The 17232-nt window shown below is 68.0% G+C and carries 12 protein-coding genes and 1 riboswitch; of the genes, 6 read left to right on the top strand and 6 right to left on the bottom strand.

What is annotated here, in order from left to right; translation table 11 throughout:
• Positions 1-462: 462 nt before the first annotated feature.
• Together V3B48_RS04665 and V3B48_RS04660 are read right to left on the bottom strand one after the other, a co-directional pair.
• Entirely contained in the window at positions 463-3990 is a 3528-nt protein-coding gene (locus tag V3B48_RS04665; protein ID WP_197617343.1) for an ATP-binding protein, read from the bottom strand.
• Positions 3991-4086: 96 nt separating this feature from the next.
• Positions 4087-7632 (bottom strand): ATP-binding protein, encoded by a 3546-nt coding sequence (locus tag V3B48_RS04660; protein WP_329893291.1) that lies wholly within the window; start codon positions 7630-7632, stop codon positions 4087-4089.
• Positions 7633-7797: 165 nt separating this feature from the next.
• Between V3B48_RS04660 and V3B48_RS04655 the strand changes: the two genes are divergently transcribed.
• From V3B48_RS04655 to V3B48_RS04645, 3 genes are read left to right on the top strand one after another with little or no spacing between them, the layout of a single operon-like run.
• Positions 7798-8430, top strand: coding sequence for a YceI family protein (locus V3B48_RS04655; protein WP_032127796.1), 633 nt, complete (start codon positions 7798-7800; stop codon positions 8428-8430).
• A 10-nt stretch (positions 8431-8440) separates the two neighbouring features.
• Positions 8441-9013 carry a cytochrome b gene (locus tag V3B48_RS04650; RefSeq protein ID WP_005410672.1) on the top strand — a complete coding sequence of 191 codons (573 nt, stop codon included), beginning with the start codon at positions 8441-8443 and terminating at the stop codon, positions 9011-9013.
• 3 nt (positions 9014-9016) lie between these two features.
• Positions 9017-9589, top strand: coding sequence for a YceI family protein (locus V3B48_RS04645; RefSeq protein ID WP_010482754.1), 573 nt, complete (start codon positions 9017-9019; stop codon positions 9587-9589).
• A 146-nt stretch (positions 9590-9735) separates the two neighbouring features.
• Here the strand turns inward: V3B48_RS04645 and V3B48_RS04640 are convergent, their stop codons facing one another.
• Positions 9736-9966, bottom strand: a complete 231-nt coding sequence (locus V3B48_RS04640; protein ID WP_329893314.1) for a glutaredoxin family protein — start codon at positions 9964-9966, stop codon at positions 9736-9738.
• Between the two features lie 100 nt (positions 9967-10066).
• Between V3B48_RS04640 and V3B48_RS04635 the strand changes: the two genes are divergently transcribed.
• Entirely contained in the window at positions 10067-11449 is a 1383-nt protein-coding gene (locus tag V3B48_RS04635) for an L-serine ammonia-lyase (RefSeq protein WP_024956918.1), read from the top strand.
• Positions 11450-11570: 121 nt separating this feature from the next.
• Positions 11571-12566 carry an alpha/beta hydrolase gene (locus V3B48_RS04630; RefSeq protein ID WP_329893290.1) on the top strand — a complete coding sequence of 332 codons (996 nt, stop codon included), beginning with the start codon at positions 11571-11573 and terminating at the stop codon, positions 12564-12566.
• 48 nt (positions 12567-12614) lie between these two features.
• Here the strand turns inward: V3B48_RS04630 and V3B48_RS04625 are convergent, their stop codons facing one another.
• Genes V3B48_RS04625 through V3B48_RS04615 form a run of 3 tightly spaced genes read right to left on the bottom strand, consistent with a single transcriptional unit; the run spans position 12615 to position 15942 of the window.
• Positions 12615-13682: a homoserine dehydrogenase gene (locus V3B48_RS04625; RefSeq protein WP_032127793.1), complete on the bottom strand. Its 1068-nt coding sequence runs from the start codon at positions 13680-13682 to the stop codon at positions 12615-12617.
• Entirely contained in the window at positions 13679-14914 is a 1236-nt protein-coding gene (locus V3B48_RS04620) for an O-succinylhomoserine (thiol)-lyase (protein WP_049401406.1), read from the bottom strand. The genes V3B48_RS04625 and V3B48_RS04620 overlap by 4 nt, the downstream gene beginning before the upstream one ends.
• Positions 14911-15942: a homoserine O-succinyltransferase gene (locus tag V3B48_RS04615; protein WP_329893289.1), complete on the bottom strand. Its 1032-nt coding sequence runs from the start codon at positions 15940-15942 to the stop codon at positions 14911-14913. Before V3B48_RS04615 ends, V3B48_RS04620 begins: the two co-directional genes overlap by 4 nt.
• A gap of 77 nt (positions 15943-16019) precedes the next feature.
• Positions 16020-16138, bottom strand: a riboswitch (SAM riboswitch).
• Between the two features lie 149 nt (positions 16139-16287).
• Between V3B48_RS04615 and V3B48_RS04610 the strand changes: the two genes are divergently transcribed.
• Positions 16288-17172, top strand: coding sequence for a M23 family metallopeptidase (locus V3B48_RS04610; protein WP_329893288.1), 885 nt, complete (start codon positions 16288-16290; stop codon positions 17170-17172).
• The last annotated feature ends 60 nt before the right edge of the window (positions 17173-17232 follow it).

Raw genomic sequence — 17232 nt, 5'->3', positions numbered from 1 at the left:
GGCAGGGTTGCACCCTGCACCCGCCGAATCAACGTCAGCGTCAAAAGCGGGCATTCCGTGGAATGGCGGGGCGGTGTCGGATTGCGGGGACGCCGCAAGTACGTCCCTGTAGGCTTGGCAGCCGCATCCATGCGGCTGACACCCCGCAATCCGACACCGCCCCACCTCTGACAGATGGGCGCTGCTGTTGGTGGGTGTCGACCTTGGTCGACACATCGGTCAGATATCGAAATGTACATGGGGTCAGATCCATTTTGATATCTGACAGAGATTCGTCCACGCATGGCGTGGATCTACTGGAGACCACGACGGGTCTGGAGGAGAGCCCCCTGAGTCGGGGGGCGGCCGCGAAGCGGCGGGGGTATGGGCGCTGGTAAGAGGGGCCCGCGTTTCGCGCAGCGAAGCGTGGGAGCGACAGCGCGCATGCGATGGCGTGTACCAGGGCCGCAGGCCCTGCCGAACCTACCTTCCCATCACCCGGGCGATCGCTTCCACCAGCAGTTCCCCGGTCACCGGCTTGCGCAGGAAGCCGCCGATGCCGGCCGCCTCCACCTGCTGCTGCAGGTCCGGGTCAGTACGCGCGGTCACCGCCAGCAGTGGCAGCATGTAGCCCTGGTTGCGCAGATGCTGGGCCAGCTCGAAGCCGCTCAGGCCCGGCAGGTCGAGATCCAGCAGGCCGACGTCGAAATCACCGGCACTGATCTCACGCAGTGCCGCCAGCGCATGGCCCGCATGTACCACCTCGTGCCCGCGCGCACTCAGCAGCCCGCGCACCACATCGGCCACAGTCGCGTCGTCCTCCACCAGCAGTACCCGCAATGGCGGCATGTTGGCCGCGTCCTCGCGGTGCGTTTCACCATCTGCTTCGGCATCGGCATCGACCACCATCGGCAACGGCAACGTCACTCCGAAGCAGGTGCCGCGACCGAGCTGGCTCTCCACCTGGATCCGCCCCTGCATCGCATGCGCCAGTTCGCGGCAGATCGCCAGGCCCAGGCCACTGCCGCCGTACTGCGCCGCGGTACGTGCACCATCGGCCTGCTCGAAGCGGCGGAACAGGCGTTGCTGTTGCTCCTGGCTGATGCCGGGGCCGGTGTCGCGCACTTCGAAATGCAGAGATCGCAGCTCGGCGTCGCTGCGCGCGTGCAGGGTGATGGTGCCGCGGCTGGTGAACTTGACCGCATTCGAGAGCAGGTTCAGCAGGATCTGCCGTACCCGCATCGCGTCGCCGGTGGCCTGCAGGCCGGGCGGCAACTGGTTGTCGAGGGTGAAGCGCAGGCCCTTCTGTGCAGCCAACGGGCCCATCAGCGCCGCCAGGTCCTGCAGCAGGCAGCTCAGCGCGAACGGCTTGGACTGCAACTCCAGACGGCCCGATTCGATCCGCGCCAGGTCCAGCGCATCGTTGACCAGATGCAGCAGGTGCTCGCCGGCGTGGCGGATTGATTGTGTATAGCCGCGCTGCTGCGGATCCAGCGGTGAGGACAGCAGCAGCTCGCTCATGCCGAGCACACCGGTCATCGGCGTGCGGATCTCATGACCAAGGTTGGCCAGGAAGCGGGTCTTGGCCGCCGATGCCTGCTCGGCCAGCTCCTGCTTGTGCAGCGCCAGCTGATAGGCGTGGCGACGCTGCAGGCGGCGACGGTACAGCCAGGCGAACCAGCTGGTCAGCAGCAGCGCGAACGAGGCCAGCACCAGCAGGCCGGACAGGCTGCGCCACCACGGTGGCTGCACGCGGAATTCCAGGCTCTGCACCCGTGACCAGACATGGTCGGCCGACCGCGCCTGCACTTCCAGCCGATAGCTGCCCGGTGCCAGCCGCGAGAACAAGCGCTCACCGGCCGGTCCCACTTCCACCCAGTCCGGGTCATAGCCGGCCAACCGGTAACGATAGGTATTGGACGCCGAATCGGCGAACGACAACAGGCGCGCGACGATGCGCAGATCGCGGTCGCCATCGGCGATCTGCAACGGCGTGTCGTGGGTGAGGTCCAGCACCTGCTCGTTGCGGCGCACCTCCACCCGCTCGATCACCAGCGGCGCACGCCGCATCGAGGGCCGCACCTGCTCCGGATCGAACACCACCACACCGGCCGGCGTACCCGCCACCAGATGGCCGTCTCCCGACATCACCAGCGTGTGCTCGCGGAATTCCTGGCTCGGCAGGCCGTCATGCACGCCATACAGGCGCACGCTCTGGCCATCGGCGCCGATACGCACCAGGCCACGCGCGCTGGTTGCCCACGCCACCCCCTGTGCATCGACCACCAGCCCCGAAGCGGAGATCGCCGGGTAGCCCTGCTCGGCACCGATCACGGCCTGCCGCTCCAGCCGGCCCTGGCTCCAGCGGTAGCGCGACAGGCGGCCATCCTCGGACAGCCAGACCTGGCCATCGCTGCCCACGTGCAGTGCATGAATCGCGGTCGCCGGTGCGCCCGGCACCGGCTGGAAGCGCTCGCTTTCCGGCAGCCACTGCAGCAGGCCTCGGCTGCTGGCCAGCCAGATATGGTCCTGCGGCCCGCATTCCACATCGAGATTGAGCTGGCCCTGCTGCAATCCGCGCTGGCCATTGTCCAGCTGGCGCCGCAGGCGCCCATCCAGATCGCGCTGCTGAAGACCCGACGGCAGCATCAGCCAGAGGCTGTCACCATCACAGGTCATCATCGATTCGATGACCCCTTCCATGGTCGCGTCGGCGCCGGCATCCCGGCCCCAGCGGCGCAGATCACGCCGCTTCGGGTCGTAGCGCAGCAGCGCGTCGTTGGAGCCGATCCAGACCTGGCCGCGACGATCCTCGCGCACCGAGGTCAGCCAGTGCATGCCGTTGACCCAGGTGCGGTGCTGTTCGATGCGGCCGCTCTTCGGATCGAAGCGGTCCAGCGCGCCGTGGCTGCCGACCGTCCAGATGCCGCCGTTGCTGGACGGGCTGGTACCCAGCACGAAGGCATTGCGCAGCGAGCGCGGGTCGTCCTCCAGCCGCGACAGCACCGAGAACTGCCACCAGCGCGGCAGCAGGTGCCACAGGCCGGCGTTGGTGCTGGCCAGCCAGATGCCCCCCTCGCGATCCTCGTAGGCGCCGGTCCAGTTCGGGCGTACCGGGCCACGCGCCACCGCGCTGTACAGCGGCACGGCCTGGTACTGGCCATCGACCGCGCGGCCAAGGCCGGTGCGGGTGTCCAGCCAGTGCCCGCCCTGCTCGTCGCGCAGCATCATGCCCAGCACCTGTTCGCCTTCGGGCAGCTTCCAGGACGGTGCCTCAAAACGACCATCGGGACGACGCACGATGGCACCGGCCATCGTGCTGATCCAGAGGCTGCCATCGGGCTCGGCCGTCAGGCCATTGATCAGCAGGCTGGGAACGATGCCGGCACCAACCCGTTCAAAGTCCGTGCCGGTCCAGCGCGCGACACCATGCTTGGTGCCGATCCACAGGCTGCCATCGGCCAGGGTTGCCAGATAAGGCACCGATGCGGCCGGCAGGCTGCGTGGGTTGTTCGCTTCGGGCAGGAAGCGCTGCAGCCGGTCCTGGTTGTCCAGGCGGTACAGACCACCTTCGTGGGTGCCGAACCAGACTGAACCATCCGGCGTGGTGGCCAGGCTCCAGACCGTGTTGGTGCCCATCAACGGCTGGCTGCTGCGGTCGTAGAAATGCAGCTGGCGGCGATCGGCCGACATCCGTACCAGACCGGCGTTCTCGGTGCCGATCCAGAGCTGGTTGCGGGCATCGACCAGCACCGTCCAGATGCGGTTGTCGCGCAGGCCGTCTTCCGAGCGCCAGATCCGGTAGTTGCGCCCGTCGTAGCGGGCCAGACCGTCGTTGGTGGCGATCCAGAGGTAACCGTAACGGTCCTCGGCCATGCGGTTCACGGTATTGGACGGCAAGCCGTCGAACACCGTCACCTGGCGCGGGCTCGGTGGCACCGGCTGCGCCGCAGCGGGCGACAGGCAGCACAGGAGGACCAGCAGCAGCATCGCCGCCCGCAGATACACCACCGATTGCCTCCTCACGCTGCTTCTGATGATTCCCGCACTACGGGCGTCGGCATGGTAAACCGAAAGTCGCGCCGTTCACGCCCGGCGCTGGCGCATTCAAAGGGCGGCTTGTCGTTTTGCGCGCGCCTGGGCAATGGCAGTCACCAGCATGTCACCGGTCACCGGCTTGCGCAGGAAGCCATCGAACCCGGCCGCCAGGACCTGGGTCTCGGCGTAGGCATCGGAGCGCGCGGTGACCGCCACCAAGGGGAGTTCATAGCCCATGGTACGCAGCTGGCGAGCGATGGCGGTGCCGTCCAGCGCGGGCAGATCGAGATCGAGCAGGCCCACGTCAAAACCATCGGTGGCAATCTCCGAAAGCGCGCCCAGGCCATGCAGCACATGCACCACGTCGTGGCCACGGCCACGCAGCAGGCCGGCGATGACCTCGGCCACGGTCGAGTCATCTTCCACCAGCAGGATGCGCAGCGGCGGCAGCACCGGCAGCACCGGCGACTCGCCCGGCGCATTGGCGGCCTGCCGGATCCAGGGCAGCGGCAACCACACCCGGAATCGCGCGCCCTTGCCCGGCTGGCTGTCCACTTCGATGCGTCCGTTCATGGCCACGGCCAGCTCCTGGCAGATCGCCAGGCCCAACCCGCTGCCGCCATAGCGCGACGCGGTGCGCGGGCCGTCCGCCTGTTCGAAGCGATGGAACAGGCGGTCCTGCTGTTCGGCGTTGATGCCTGGGCCGGTGTCATGCACTTCGAAGCAGAGTCCGCCACCGTTCTCTTCCAGGCGCACGGCCAGGCCGACGTGCCCGCGCTCGGTGAACTTGATTGCATTGCCCAGCAGGTTGAGCAGGATCTGCCGCACGCGCATCTCGTCGCCGCTGACGCTGATCGGCCCCGGCGGATCGCCCCCACGCTGGAACCCCAGGTTGCGCTGCTTCGCCATCGGCTCCATCAACGCCTGCACCTGGTCGAGCAGGCCAGCCAGATCGAACGGGCGCAGGTCGAGCTCCAGCCGGCCTGCCTCGATGCGGGCCAGATCCAGTGCGTCATTGACCAGCCGCAGCAGGTGGCTGCCAGCCTGCTGGATCGAGCCTGCATAGCTGCGCTGCACCGCATCCAGCGGGGTGGCCAGCAACAACTCGCTCATGCCGAGCACACCGGTCATCGGCGTGCGCACCTCATGGCCCAGCGTGGCCAGGAACCGGCTCTTGGCCTGGGAGGCCTGCTCTGCCAGTTGCTGCTTGTGCACGGTCAACTGCCATTGCTGGCGGCGGCGCAGGCGCGCACGGATCGACCACACCAGGATAAGCAGCAGCAGCGAGCCGATCAGCAGGTAGCCGAAGATCGCCATGCCGCTGCGCCACCAGGGCGGCAGCACCTTCACCTGCAACCGCTGTGAAGGCGTCCACGTGCCACTGGCCGTTGCCGCCTGGACTTCAATGACGTAGCTGCCGGTCGGCAGCCGCGACAGCGTGCGCTGGCCGTCACCGCCCTGCTCCACCCAGTTCTGGTCGTAGCCCTGCACCCGGAAGCGGTAACGGTTGCCCTGCGGATTGGCATAGGAAAGCAGTCGCGCATCGATCTGCAGATCACGATCATCCGGCCCCAGCAACAGCGTGCCGGTGGTCGGCAGCGGTTGCCAGCCACGGGCATCATCACGCCGCACGCGGACCTCGGCGATCACCAGCGACGACGGCGGCAGCACCGCATCGGCAGCATTCACATCGAACACGACCAGGCCGGTCTGGGCCACCGCGAGCACGCGACCATCGGCATTCACCGCCGGCGGCCTGCTGGTGAACTCGGCGTCGGGCAGGCCATCGCGTTCGTTGAACTGCTGCAGGCGGCGCGTTTTCGGGTCCCACCGCAGCAGGCCACGTGGCGTGGTCGCCCACAGGCGGCCGTCTTCGGCCAGCGCCAGTCCTCCCATGCTGACCGAGGGCACGCCAGCACTGCCATCGATGCGCTGGATCAGGCGCAGGCTCATGCCATCCCATTGGTAGCGTTCCAGCGCGCCCTGCCGGGCCAGCCACAGCTGCTGTGGATCCACCCACACCAGATCGTAGATCAGCCCGCGCGAAACGCCCGGCACCGCTTCGAAGCGCCCGGCCTGTTCACGCCAGATCCCCATGTCGCCCATCACCCAGGCCTTGCCCTGTGCATCAAAGCGGATCTGCTCAACCGGTGAATCGGCGGTCTTGCGGAGATCCTCCAGCGGGTAACTACGCAGCACGCGGCCATCGGCGCTGCGCTGCTGCAGGCCCAGGTTCATCACCGACAGCCAGACCGTGCCATCGGGGGCCTGCCGCATCAGATCGATGCGCTGGCGCAGATCGGCTCCCCCATCGATATGCCAATCGTGCAGCGCGCGGGTGGCCGGGTCGTACACGCTGATGCGGCCGGCACGCCCCAGCCACAGGCGCCCGTCCGGCCGCGGCAGCACCGACCACACCGCCCCGCTGCCGATCTCGCGATCGCTGGCCAGCAACTTCAGTACTCCCTGCGCGTCCAGCTGGTACACGCCATGCGCTGAGCCGACGTAGTAATTCCGGCCATCACTGGCTGCACTCAGCAGGTACTGGCTGTCCAGCGGCTTGCCGTCAAGCTGGTTCCAGATCGAAAACCGGCGCCAGTCCGGCGGCAGGTAGGCCAGGCCCTGGGTCAGCAGCGCCACCCACAATCCGCCCTCATGGTCCTGCATCAGATCAAGCACACCGCTCTGGGCAGTGAGGAAGCCACTGCCGCGGTCGCCGTCGAGCCGCCGCAGCATGCTGGCATCTCCACGCAACAGGCCATCGGAGGTGCCCGCCCAGTAACCGCCCTGGCGATCGGCCAGCACCAGTGCCGAACGCAGGTGTGCACTGTCGGCCCAGCGCGGACGGCTGACCCGGTCCTGCGCGTCGATACGGTAGAGGCCGTCATTCTGGCTGCCGGCCCAGATCGAGCCATCGGGGTCGCGGCTCAGCCGCAATACACTAAGCGCCCCGAGTTCGCGCGGCGCGACAGCCTCGAATCCAGTCCCGTTCCAGCGCGCAATGCCCGCCTCGGTGCCGATCCACAGTCGCCCCTGCGCGTCGACAAGGCTGCTGTAGATGGTATTGCTGGGCAACCCGCCAGGACGGGCCGGATCATGCTCGAAGAAGCGCAGGCTGCCGTCTTCACCGAAACGGCAGACGCCATGGCCACTGGTGCCGATCCACAGTGCATCCTCGGCGTAGGCCAGCGTCCAGAACTGGCTCATGCAGGGGCCGTTGACCGCATCGAAGGTCTTGAAGCGTTCGCGGTCGGCATCCAGCCGGGCCACGCCCTTGCCATTGATGCCGACCCAGACGCGGTCCAGGGGGTCGACCAGCAGGGTCTCGATCTCGTTGCCGGGCAGCGAGCCCGGCTGCTCCGGATCATGTTCCCAGACCCGCAGGTTGCCGCCGTCATAGCGCACCAGGCCACCATCGGTGGCCGCCCAGATATGACCCTGGCGGTCCTCGGCCAGCGCCAGCACCATGCGCGAGGGCATGCCTTCAGCTGCACCGAAACGGCGCAGGCGCGGTGTTTCCGCCATGTCGAGGGCCGTAGCCGCCGTGGCGAACGCCATCAGCAGCAGCCCCATTCCCGCGATGCCTCGGCACCACAGGCGCCAACCGCTCGTCATCCTGAACCCCCTGTCCTGTCCCGATTGTCACACAGGGCCGGGTTCATGGCTGCAACAGCCTGTTTCCACCGGTGGACCCACCACGAACTGTTGCAGCCATGCACGCAACGTTGGCGGGGGGCTGTGCGTATGATCGCAACGTCCCCCTTCCGGAGCCCGCCATCGATGCGTCCCTGCCTGGCCCTGCTGCCGATGCTGCTCGCCACCGCCCCCGCCTGGGCGGATGCAGATACCTATCGCCTCGATCCGGTGCATACGCGTGTGCTGTTCACCATCGACCACGCGGGTTACTCGCAGGCGATGGGTACGGTCTCCGGCAGTGAGGGCCGCCTGCAGTTCGATCCCGACAACTGGCGCGAGGCCACACTGGATGTCGAGGTCCCCGTGTCGCGATTGGACCTAGGTGATGCCAAATGGAACCAGGCCACGCTGGCCCGCAGCCTTCTGGATGGCGAGCGTTTCCCGAAGGCACATTTCGTCTCCAGCCGGGTCGAACCGATCGATGCCAAGCGTGCGCACGTGATCGGTACCCTGACCCTGCGCGGCGTCAGCCAGGAAGTCACCCTGGACGTGACCCTCAACGCCATCAAGCGCTACCCCCTTCCCCCGTTCCGACGCACCGCCGGTTTTTCCGCCAGCACCACGCTGAGCCGGCGCGCGTTCGGCATCACCGCCTGGCCGGGCGTCATCGGTGATGCAGTACAGCTGAGGATCGAGGCTGAAGCCACCCTCGACCGCAGCGACGCCCCGGGAACTCCCGCTCCCGTTCCGCACTCCGACCCCAAGACGGCCCGCTAGAGGACCTTTCATGACCGCCAAGAACACCCCCGCCGCCTGGGGGAGTGTCAGCCAGATCCTGCATTGGTTGATCGCACTGCTGATCCTCGCCCTGGGCGTGGTCGGCCTGACCATGGGCGAACTGCCCAAGACGCCCAAGTACTTCTGGGTCTACACCGCACACAAGTCGATCGGCATCACCGTACTGGCGCTGGTGCTGTTCCGCCTCGGCTGGCGCCTGTACGCCGGCGCCCCCAAGCCGGTGCCGGGCGTGCCCAGCTGGCAGGAGCGCATCGCAAGCGCCACCCACGTGCTGTTGTATGTGCTGATGTTCGCCATCCCGCTGTCGGGCTGGCTGTACGACTCGGCCAGTGGCCTGCGCCCGTTCCGCTGGTTCGGCCTGGTTGATGTGCCCAAGCTGAGTGGCCCGGATCCGCAGGTCGTCGCGGTGTCCCACGCCATCCACGAATACGGCTTCTGGCTGTTGATCGCGGTGGTGCTGGCCCATGCCGGCGCTGCCTTCTACCACCACCTGTTCCAGCGCGATGCAACGCTGTCCCGCATGTTGCCGCGCGGCTGGCTCGCCTCCCCTCAGAAGGACTGACCGATGAACCTGAAACTGACCACTCCGGCCGCCGTGGCCGCCGCCCTGGCCGGCATGCTGGCCACCGCCCCGGCGCTCGCTGCGGACTACGCCCAGGCCCCCGGCGCCGGCTCGATCCTGGTGTTCGCCACCAAGTACGACGGCGAAGTGTTCACCGGCAGCTTTCCGGGCTTTGCCACCAAGCTCAGCTTCGACCCGGCCAACCCGGCCGCCGGTTCGCTGGACGTGGTGATTCCGCTGGCCGGTGCCAAGAGCGGCAACAGCGACCGCGACTCGACCCTGCAGACCGCCGACTTCTTCAACGTCGGCAAGTTCGCCACTGCGCGTTACACCGCCAAGGGCTTCCGTGCGGTGGGCAACGACCAGTTCGCCGCCGACGGCACGCTGGAGCTGCGCGGCGTCAGCAAGCCGGTCACCCTCACCTTCACCTGGAAGCCGGGCACCCAGCCGGTGTTGACCGGCAAGGCCACCGTCAAGCGCCTGGACTTCGGCGTCGGCAGCGGTGACTGGGCCGACACCAAGACCATCCCGGACGAAACCGCGATCAGCACGATCGTGAAGTTCGACGCGAAATGATCAACGGGCCGGGGCACCGCCCCGGCCATCATCTCCGGTGGTGGCGGGGGGGGGGGGGGCCCCCCCCCCCCCCGCGGGGGGGGGGGGGGGCGGGCCGCTGGCCGGCAACCTCACCGATGCGGGCAGGTGCCGGCCAGCGGCCGGCACTACCGTTCGACGGCCAGCCAGGCTTGAATCGCAGCCGCGTCGAACGGCCAGTCCAGCTCACGGTCGCCGCGCTCGTCGCGCAGCACCGGCACCCGCGCGCCGTAGCGCGATTCCAGCGCTGGCTGGTCATCCAGGAACACCGATTCGAATTCCGGCGCCCGGGCCTTGGCCAGCTCGGCCAGCGCCATGTCGCACAGGTGGCAGTCGTCACGCTGGAACAGAGTCAACACCGGCAGGGTCCCCTTGGTGGAAATGCTGCGCCGCAGCCATTGAAGTGCGGCGTGAACCGCTAGAATAGCGGTCTCTTCCGGTACCCGCAGTACGGCAACCATGGCTGTCAGCACGTTCGACGTTTTCAAGATCGGCATTGGCCCGAGCTCCTCGCACACCGTCGGGCCGATGAAGGCCGCCGAGCGATTCATCCATCGCTGGCTGCTCGATCCGGGCCGCCTGCACGAGGTCGCGCGCATCCGCGCCGATGTCTATGGCTCGCTGGCGCTGACAGGCCGCGGCCATGGCACCGACAAGGCGATCCTGCTCGGCCTGGAAGGCCAGCGGCCGAACCTGATCGACCCGGACATCATCCCGGCCACCCTGGAGCGCATCCGCAGCAGCAAGCGCATCCAGCTGATGGGCCAGCACGAGATCGCCTTCGACGAAAAGCGCGACCTCGGCATGAACAAGCGCCAGAAGCTGCCGTACCACACCAACGGCATGCGCTTCACCGCGTACAACGCCGAGGACGAAGTAATTGCCACCCGCGATTACTACTCGGTCGGTGGCGGCTTCGTGGTCAACCAGGACGACGCGGCCGATGACCGCATCGTGCCCGACGAGACCCCGCTGCCCTACCCGTTCAAGAGCGGCGACGAGCTGCTGGCGCAGACCGCACGCAGCGGCCTGAGCATCGCCCAGCTGATGTTCGAGAACGAGAAGTGCTGGCGCAGCGAAGACGAGATCCGCGCCAACCTGCGCGAGATCTGGAGCGCGATGCAGTCGTGCGTCGCGCGTGGCATCCGCGAGGAAGGCGTGCTGCCGGGTGGCCTGAAGGTCGGCCGTCGCGCACCGGCGCTGTACCGCGAGCTGTCGTCGAAGCCGGAAGCGGCGATGCGCGATCCGCTGACCACGCTGGACTGGGTCAACCTGTACGCACTGGCGGTGAACGAAGAAAACGCCGCCGGTGGTCGCGTGGTGACCGCGCCGACCAACGGTGCAGCCGGCGTGCTGCCGGCGGTGCTGCATTACTTCGACCGTTTCTGCCCGGGCGCCAACGAGCAGCGTGTGTTCGACTTCCTGCTGACCTCGGCGGCGATCGGCATCCTGTACAAGGAAAACGCTTCGATTTCCGGTGCCGAAGTGGGCTGCCAGGGCGAAGTGGGCGTGGCCTGCTCGATGGCGGCCGGCGGCCTGGTCGCGGCGCTGGGCGGCAACCCGAGCCAGATCGAGAATGCTGCGGAAATCGGCATGGAACACAACCTGGGCCTGACCTGCGACCCGATCGGCGGCCTGGTGCAGATCCCGTGCATCGAGCGCAATGCGATGGGTGCGGTGAAGGCAATCAATGCCTCGCGCATGGCGATGCGCGGCGACGGCAAGCACAAGGTGTCGCTGGACAAGGTGATCAAGACCATGCGCGATACCGGCCGCGACATGCAGGACAAGTACAAGGAAACCAGCCGCGGTGGCCTGGCGGTGAACGTCATCGAGTGCTGATGGCCGCAGCCAGGCATGGCCTGGCTCTACCCTGCAGCCGGGCATGAGCCCGGCTCAACATCGGACGACGTCGTCACCGCGTTCCGGTTAGGCTCGGGGCTCCCTCGCCCCGGACTGCCCCATGCGCGTGATCGCTGCCGCCCTGCTTGCCTGCCTGCCACTGCCTGCGCTGGCCGCGCCCACTTACGGGCCGCGGCTGGAGGGTTTCGACTACGGCTATCCGGTGAAGACCTTCGGGCTGGAATCGCAGCGGCAGCCGCTGGAGATGGCCTACCTGGACATCGCGCCGAAGAAGGCGCCCATCGGCGTGGTGGTGCTGCTGCACGGCAAGAACTTCTGTGCCGCCACCTGGAAGGAATCGATCAAGCCACTGGTCGCCGCCGGCTACCGGGTGATCGCCCCGGACCAGGTGGGGTTCTGCAAGTCCAGCAAGCCCGAACGCTACCAGTATTCGTTCGCGCAGCTGGCCGCCAACACCCATGCCCTGCTGCAACAGCTGCAACTGGGGGATGTACCGGTGCACCTGGTCGGTCATTCGATGGGCGGCATGCTGGCGGTGCGCTACGCGCTGATGTTCCCGCAGGACCTGCGCAGCCTGTCACTGGTCAATCCAATCGGGTTGGAAGACTGGAAGGCGCTGGGTGTTCCCTGGCGCAGCGTCGACACGTGGTACGCCGGCGAAATGAACATCAGCTATGACAGCATCCGCCGCTACCAGCTGGACGTGTACTACGACGGCAAGTGGAAGCCGGCGTATGAAACGTGGGCGCGGATGCAGTCGGGCATGTATGAAGGCCCGGGCAAGCAGGTCGTTGCATGGAGCCAGGCACTGGCATCGGACATGGTGTTCAACCAGCCGGTGGTCTACGAACTGAAGAATCTGCAGGTGCCGACCACGTTGTTCATCGGCCAGAAGGACCGCACCGCGATCGGCCGTGACCTGGCGCCGCCTGCGGTGAAGGCGACGCTGGGCAATTATCCGGTGCTGGGCAGAGCAGCGGCGGCGGCCATTCCGGGCGCGACGCTGGTCGAGTTCGCCGAACTGGGCCATTCGCCGCAGGTGCAGGACCCGAAGCAGTTCAATGCGGCATTGTTGAAGGCGTTGAGGTCGCGTTGAGATTGCGGGCCCGCCGGGCATGGCCCGGCGAACGCAGCAGCACGGACATCAACCCACGATCCGCAGCACGTCATCCAGCAACGCGGCCGCAGTGACTTCCGCACCCGCGCCCGGCCCCTGGATCAGCAACGGCTGGCGGCGGTAGCGATCACTGTGGATGGCCACGCGGTTGTCGGTGCCCGCACCCTGCGCCAAGGGGTGATCGGCCGGCAACTCGCGCAGACCTACCTGCGCACCCTCGCCATCAACGCGGCCGACGAAACGCAGCACACGACCATTGTCGCGTGCCTGCTGCCAGCGCGCCTGCAGCGGCGCATCCAGCTGCTCAAGCGCAGCCACCGCATCCTCCAGCGGCAGCGCTGCCAGCGCTTCAGGCACCAGTGAATCCACCTGCACCTGCGAAGCATCCAGCGCCAGCCCGCTGCTGCGCGCCAGGATCAGCAGCTTGCGGCGCACGTCCTCGCCGGACAGATCCAGACGCGGGTCCGGTTCGGTATAACCGGCCGCCAGCGCCTCGCGCACCGCCGCCGAGAACGGCGATTGGCCGTCATAGCGATGGAACAGCCACGCCAGCGAGCCGGACAGCACGCCCTCGATGGCGTGGATGTGGTCGCCACCGGCTACCAGCGCGCGCAGGCTGCTCAGCAACGGCAGGCCGGCACCGACGGTGGCGCTGTCGCCATAGCGTGCGCCACTGTCTGCGCAGCTCTCGGCGATGGCCGTGGCACGTGCCAGCTGCGCACCGCGGCCCAGCTTGTTGGCGGTGACCACGTGCACCCCACGCGCCAGCCACTGCACGTGACGTGCGGCCACATCTTCGCTGGCAGTGGCATCGACCACCACGTCACCCCGTTCCAGCCCTTCGGCGCTCGCCCATGGCGGTGAGCTGAGACCGTCACGCGGTGCGCGTCGTGCCAGCTCCAGCGGCAACGCCAGATCACGGTCGATCGCCAGTGCGGTGCGCGAATTGGCCAGCCACTGCACGCTGGGCAGTTCCAACCCGCGTGCCTGCAACGCCTGGTAGCGCTGCACGAAGGCAGAGCCCACCGTGCCGGTGCCGAGCAGCGCCAGGCGTCCCACGCCCAGCGCAGGAATGTCAGCGGCGAGCGCGCTCATGCATCCACCACCTGTTTGCGGCGCGCAGCCGCATCGATCACGGCTTCGGCGCGCTGCAGCGCTGCGCCGAGATCAGCCAGCAGGTCACGCTCGGCCTCGATGCCGACCGACAGGCGCAGCAGGCCTTCGCTGATGCCGGCGGCCGCGCGCGCTTCAGCGGTCATCGCCGCATGGGTCATGGTGGCCGGGTGCGCGATCAGGCTTTCGACGCCACCCAGCGATTCGGCCAGGGTGAAGCAGCGCAGGCCATCGACGAAGGCACGCACTGCGGCATGCGGATCATCGCCTTCGCAGTCGGCCAGTTCGAACGACAGCATCGCGCCGAAGCCGCTTTGCTGGCGCGCGGCGATGGCGTGGCCCGGGTGATCGGCCAGGCCCGGGTAGTACACCGTGCCGACCGCCGGATGCTGGTCCAGCAGGGCGACGATCGACGCGGTGTTTTCCTGGTGCACGCGCAGGCGCGCATCCAGCGTGCGCAGGCCGCGCAGGGTCAGGAACGCATCGAACGGCGAACCGGTCAGGCCCAGTGCGTTGCCCCACCACACCAGCTGCTCGTGCAGTGCCGGATCGCGCGCGACCACCGCACCACCCACCACATCGCTGTGGCCATTGATGTACTTGGTGGTGGAATGCAGCACCAGGTCCGCACCGAACGACAGCGGCTGCTGCAGCGCCGGCGACAGGAAGGTGTTGTCGACCACCACGAGCGCACCGGCCTTGTGCGCGGCCTCGATGACGAAGCGCAGGTCGGTGATGCGCAGCAGCGGGTTGGACGGGGTTTCCACCAGCACCAGCTTCGGCTGCGTGGCCAGCGCCTGTGCCAGCGCGCGCGGATCGGTCAGGTCGGCGGTGACCAGCTCGAAGTGGCCCTTCTTCGCCAACGCGTTGAACAGGCGCCAGCTGCCGCCGTACGCATCGTGCGGAACCACCAGGGTATCGCCCGGCTGCAGAAGCGCGTTCAACACCAGGTTGATCGCGCCCATGCCGGTGGCAGTGATGACGCCGCCGGCGCCACCTTCCAGTTCGGCCAGCGCTTCACCCAGCAGGTCGCGGGTCGGGTTGCCACTGCGCGTGTAGTCGTATTGGCGCTTGTTGCCGAAACCTTCAAAGCTGAAGTTCGACGACAGCACGATCGGCGGCGTGACCGCGCCGTGTGCGGTGTCCCGATCGATGCCGGCACGGACGGCGGCAGTGGTGCGACTACAGGACGGCTCATTGGCGTGCAGGCTCATGCGGACTCTCCAGAAGTGCGGAAGGCGGTGGCGAGGATCGCGTCGATGCGATCGGTTTCTTTGAGGAAGGCGTCGTGGCCATAGGGCGAGCGCAGCACGCGCAGGCTGCCGCGCGGGCCCAGCCCTTCGACCAGACCGACCAGGTCGGCCAGCGGCACCAGGCGGTCACCCTCCACCGCGACAACTACGGTGGGCGGCAGGATCGCGGTGGGGTCGACGCGGTGCAGGTCGATCGATTCGGACAGGCGCAGGTAAGCAGTCACCGGCGTGCGCGCGACGTACTGCGCACCGGCCGCATCGAGATAGTCTTCGGCGGCCACGCGCACGCGGCCATTGATCACTTCCGGCGCGGCATCGAAGCGCTCGCCGAACTCTTCCGGGGTGCGGTAGCTGAGCATGGCGAACTGCCGGGCCAACGCCAGACCGTGGTCTTCGCCGCACTGCAGCTGGCCCAACGCGACCGAGCGGCGCTGCAATGCGCGCCAGGCGGCGGCATACGGATGCGGGCGATGCGCGCCACTGGCCAGCACCAGCTGGCGCACGCGTGCACGGTGGCGGATCGCGAACTGCTGGCCGACCAGCGCCCCGTAGGAGTAGCCCACGAACGCCTTCAGCGTGCGGATGCCGAGATGGTCCAGCAGCAGCGCCAGTGCATCGGCCTGGTCGGCGGTATCGATCGGCACATCCAGTGCACCGTCGGCGCCGATGAAGTCGAAGGCCAGTACACGCAGCTGCTGCGGATCCAGCGCGCGCCCGCTGCCGACCAGGTCTTCGGCCCAGCCCTTCTCGCTGAACTGTGCATTGGACGCCACGTGGCGATGGGCGGAAATGCCACCGGCCAGCACCACCACCGGCGCATTGGCCGGGCCGACCCACTCATAGCGCAGGCGCACCGGGCTGGGGCCGGCGTGACGCATCGACAGCACCGCGGCGAACTCACCGCGCTCGGCATGCACGCGGTCTTCGACCGGCACGCTGACGGGGACAAAGGGTTCGGGGCGAAGCGCGGTACTGGCGGCGAAGCTCATGGCGGGATCCGGTTGGGGAATCGGCCATCGAGCCTTCGCGGGGCCCGCGTTCGAGATGCACGTGGGGTGCATGGTTCGAACCATCTTTCGGTGGACGCCACGGTCCCCGCAGGATTTGGCACCTACGCAGACGCTTTCGCATCCGCGGGCTGCCCCGGCTTCAAAGGGCCTGTCCCTCTGCCGGTCTCGATGGTGGAGCCACGATGCCAGCCCTTTCCGGCACTGTCAATCCCTTCATGCGGATAAAGCGATGAATATTTTCAACGCGACTGTGCGAAGGCGGTCGCGGTCGTCCTGTTCAGGATCGGCTACAGTCCCGGCGGTCCCTACCCTCTGGAACCACTGATGCTGCGCCTGCCCCTGACCTGCCTGCTGATGTCCCTGCTGGCGAGCACGACGGCCAGCGCCGGTGACTGGCGCCAGGGCTGGGGACTGGTTTCCCCCGCCACCTCAACCACCCACGCTGGCAGTGCCGAGGGCGCCGCCCCCATGGCCCGGCTGCGCCTGCAGCCGGTCGGCACGCAATGGCAGGCCCGGATCGACAATGGGCTGGCAGGACCGCTGCAGATCGAACTGCGCGCTGCACCCGGACGCCCGGTCGAAGGGCTGCCGCTGCAATCGCTGATCCAGGGCGACAGCAGCCTGGTGGTCGGCCACCTGCCCGCCCCGCTCGATGGCCGCACGCTGGATCTGCGCCTGCAGTCGGTGCCGGGCAACCCGGCCGCACAGGCCGAAGATGTCGCCTATCGCCTGCCGTTCGATGCGGCCCGTCCGCGCGTGGACCAGGCGCCGCAGGGCCGGTTCAGCCACGATGACGAGGAGAACCGCGACGCGGTGGACTTCGCACTGGCGGAAGGCACGCTGGTGCTGGCCGCGCGCGAGGGCACGGTGATGCAGATCCAGGATGGCTTCCGTGGCAACGGCCAGGACCGCGAACGTGATGGTGCCCGCGCCAACTTCATCCGTGTGCTGCACAGCGACGGCAGCATGGCGCTGTACGGCCACCTGCAGGCCGGCGGCATGCGCGTGCGTCGCGGCCAGGCGGTGGGGGCCGGGCAGCCGCTCGGCCTGTCCGGCAACAGCGGCTTCAGCAGCGCGCCGCACCTGCACTTCGTGGTGCAGGTCAACCGCGGCATGGGCCTGCGCTCGGTGCCGGCACGCATCTTCGCCGAACAGGGCCAACTGCAGTTCGCCCGCCAGGGCGAGGCCGAAGGCGGCACCGGGCGCTGACCGCCCCCGGCCGGTATAATCGGGCGCTTATCTCTTTGAAAAGCGCCCCGGGCGGGCGCC

Source organism: Stenotrophomonas sp. SMYL20 (assembly GCF_036320045.1).
In the GTDB taxonomy this organism is placed as follows: domain Bacteria; phylum Pseudomonadota; class Gammaproteobacteria; order Xanthomonadales; family Xanthomonadaceae; genus Stenotrophomonas; species Stenotrophomonas maltophilia_A.
This window is presented reverse-complemented; position numbering and strand designations above follow the sequence as displayed.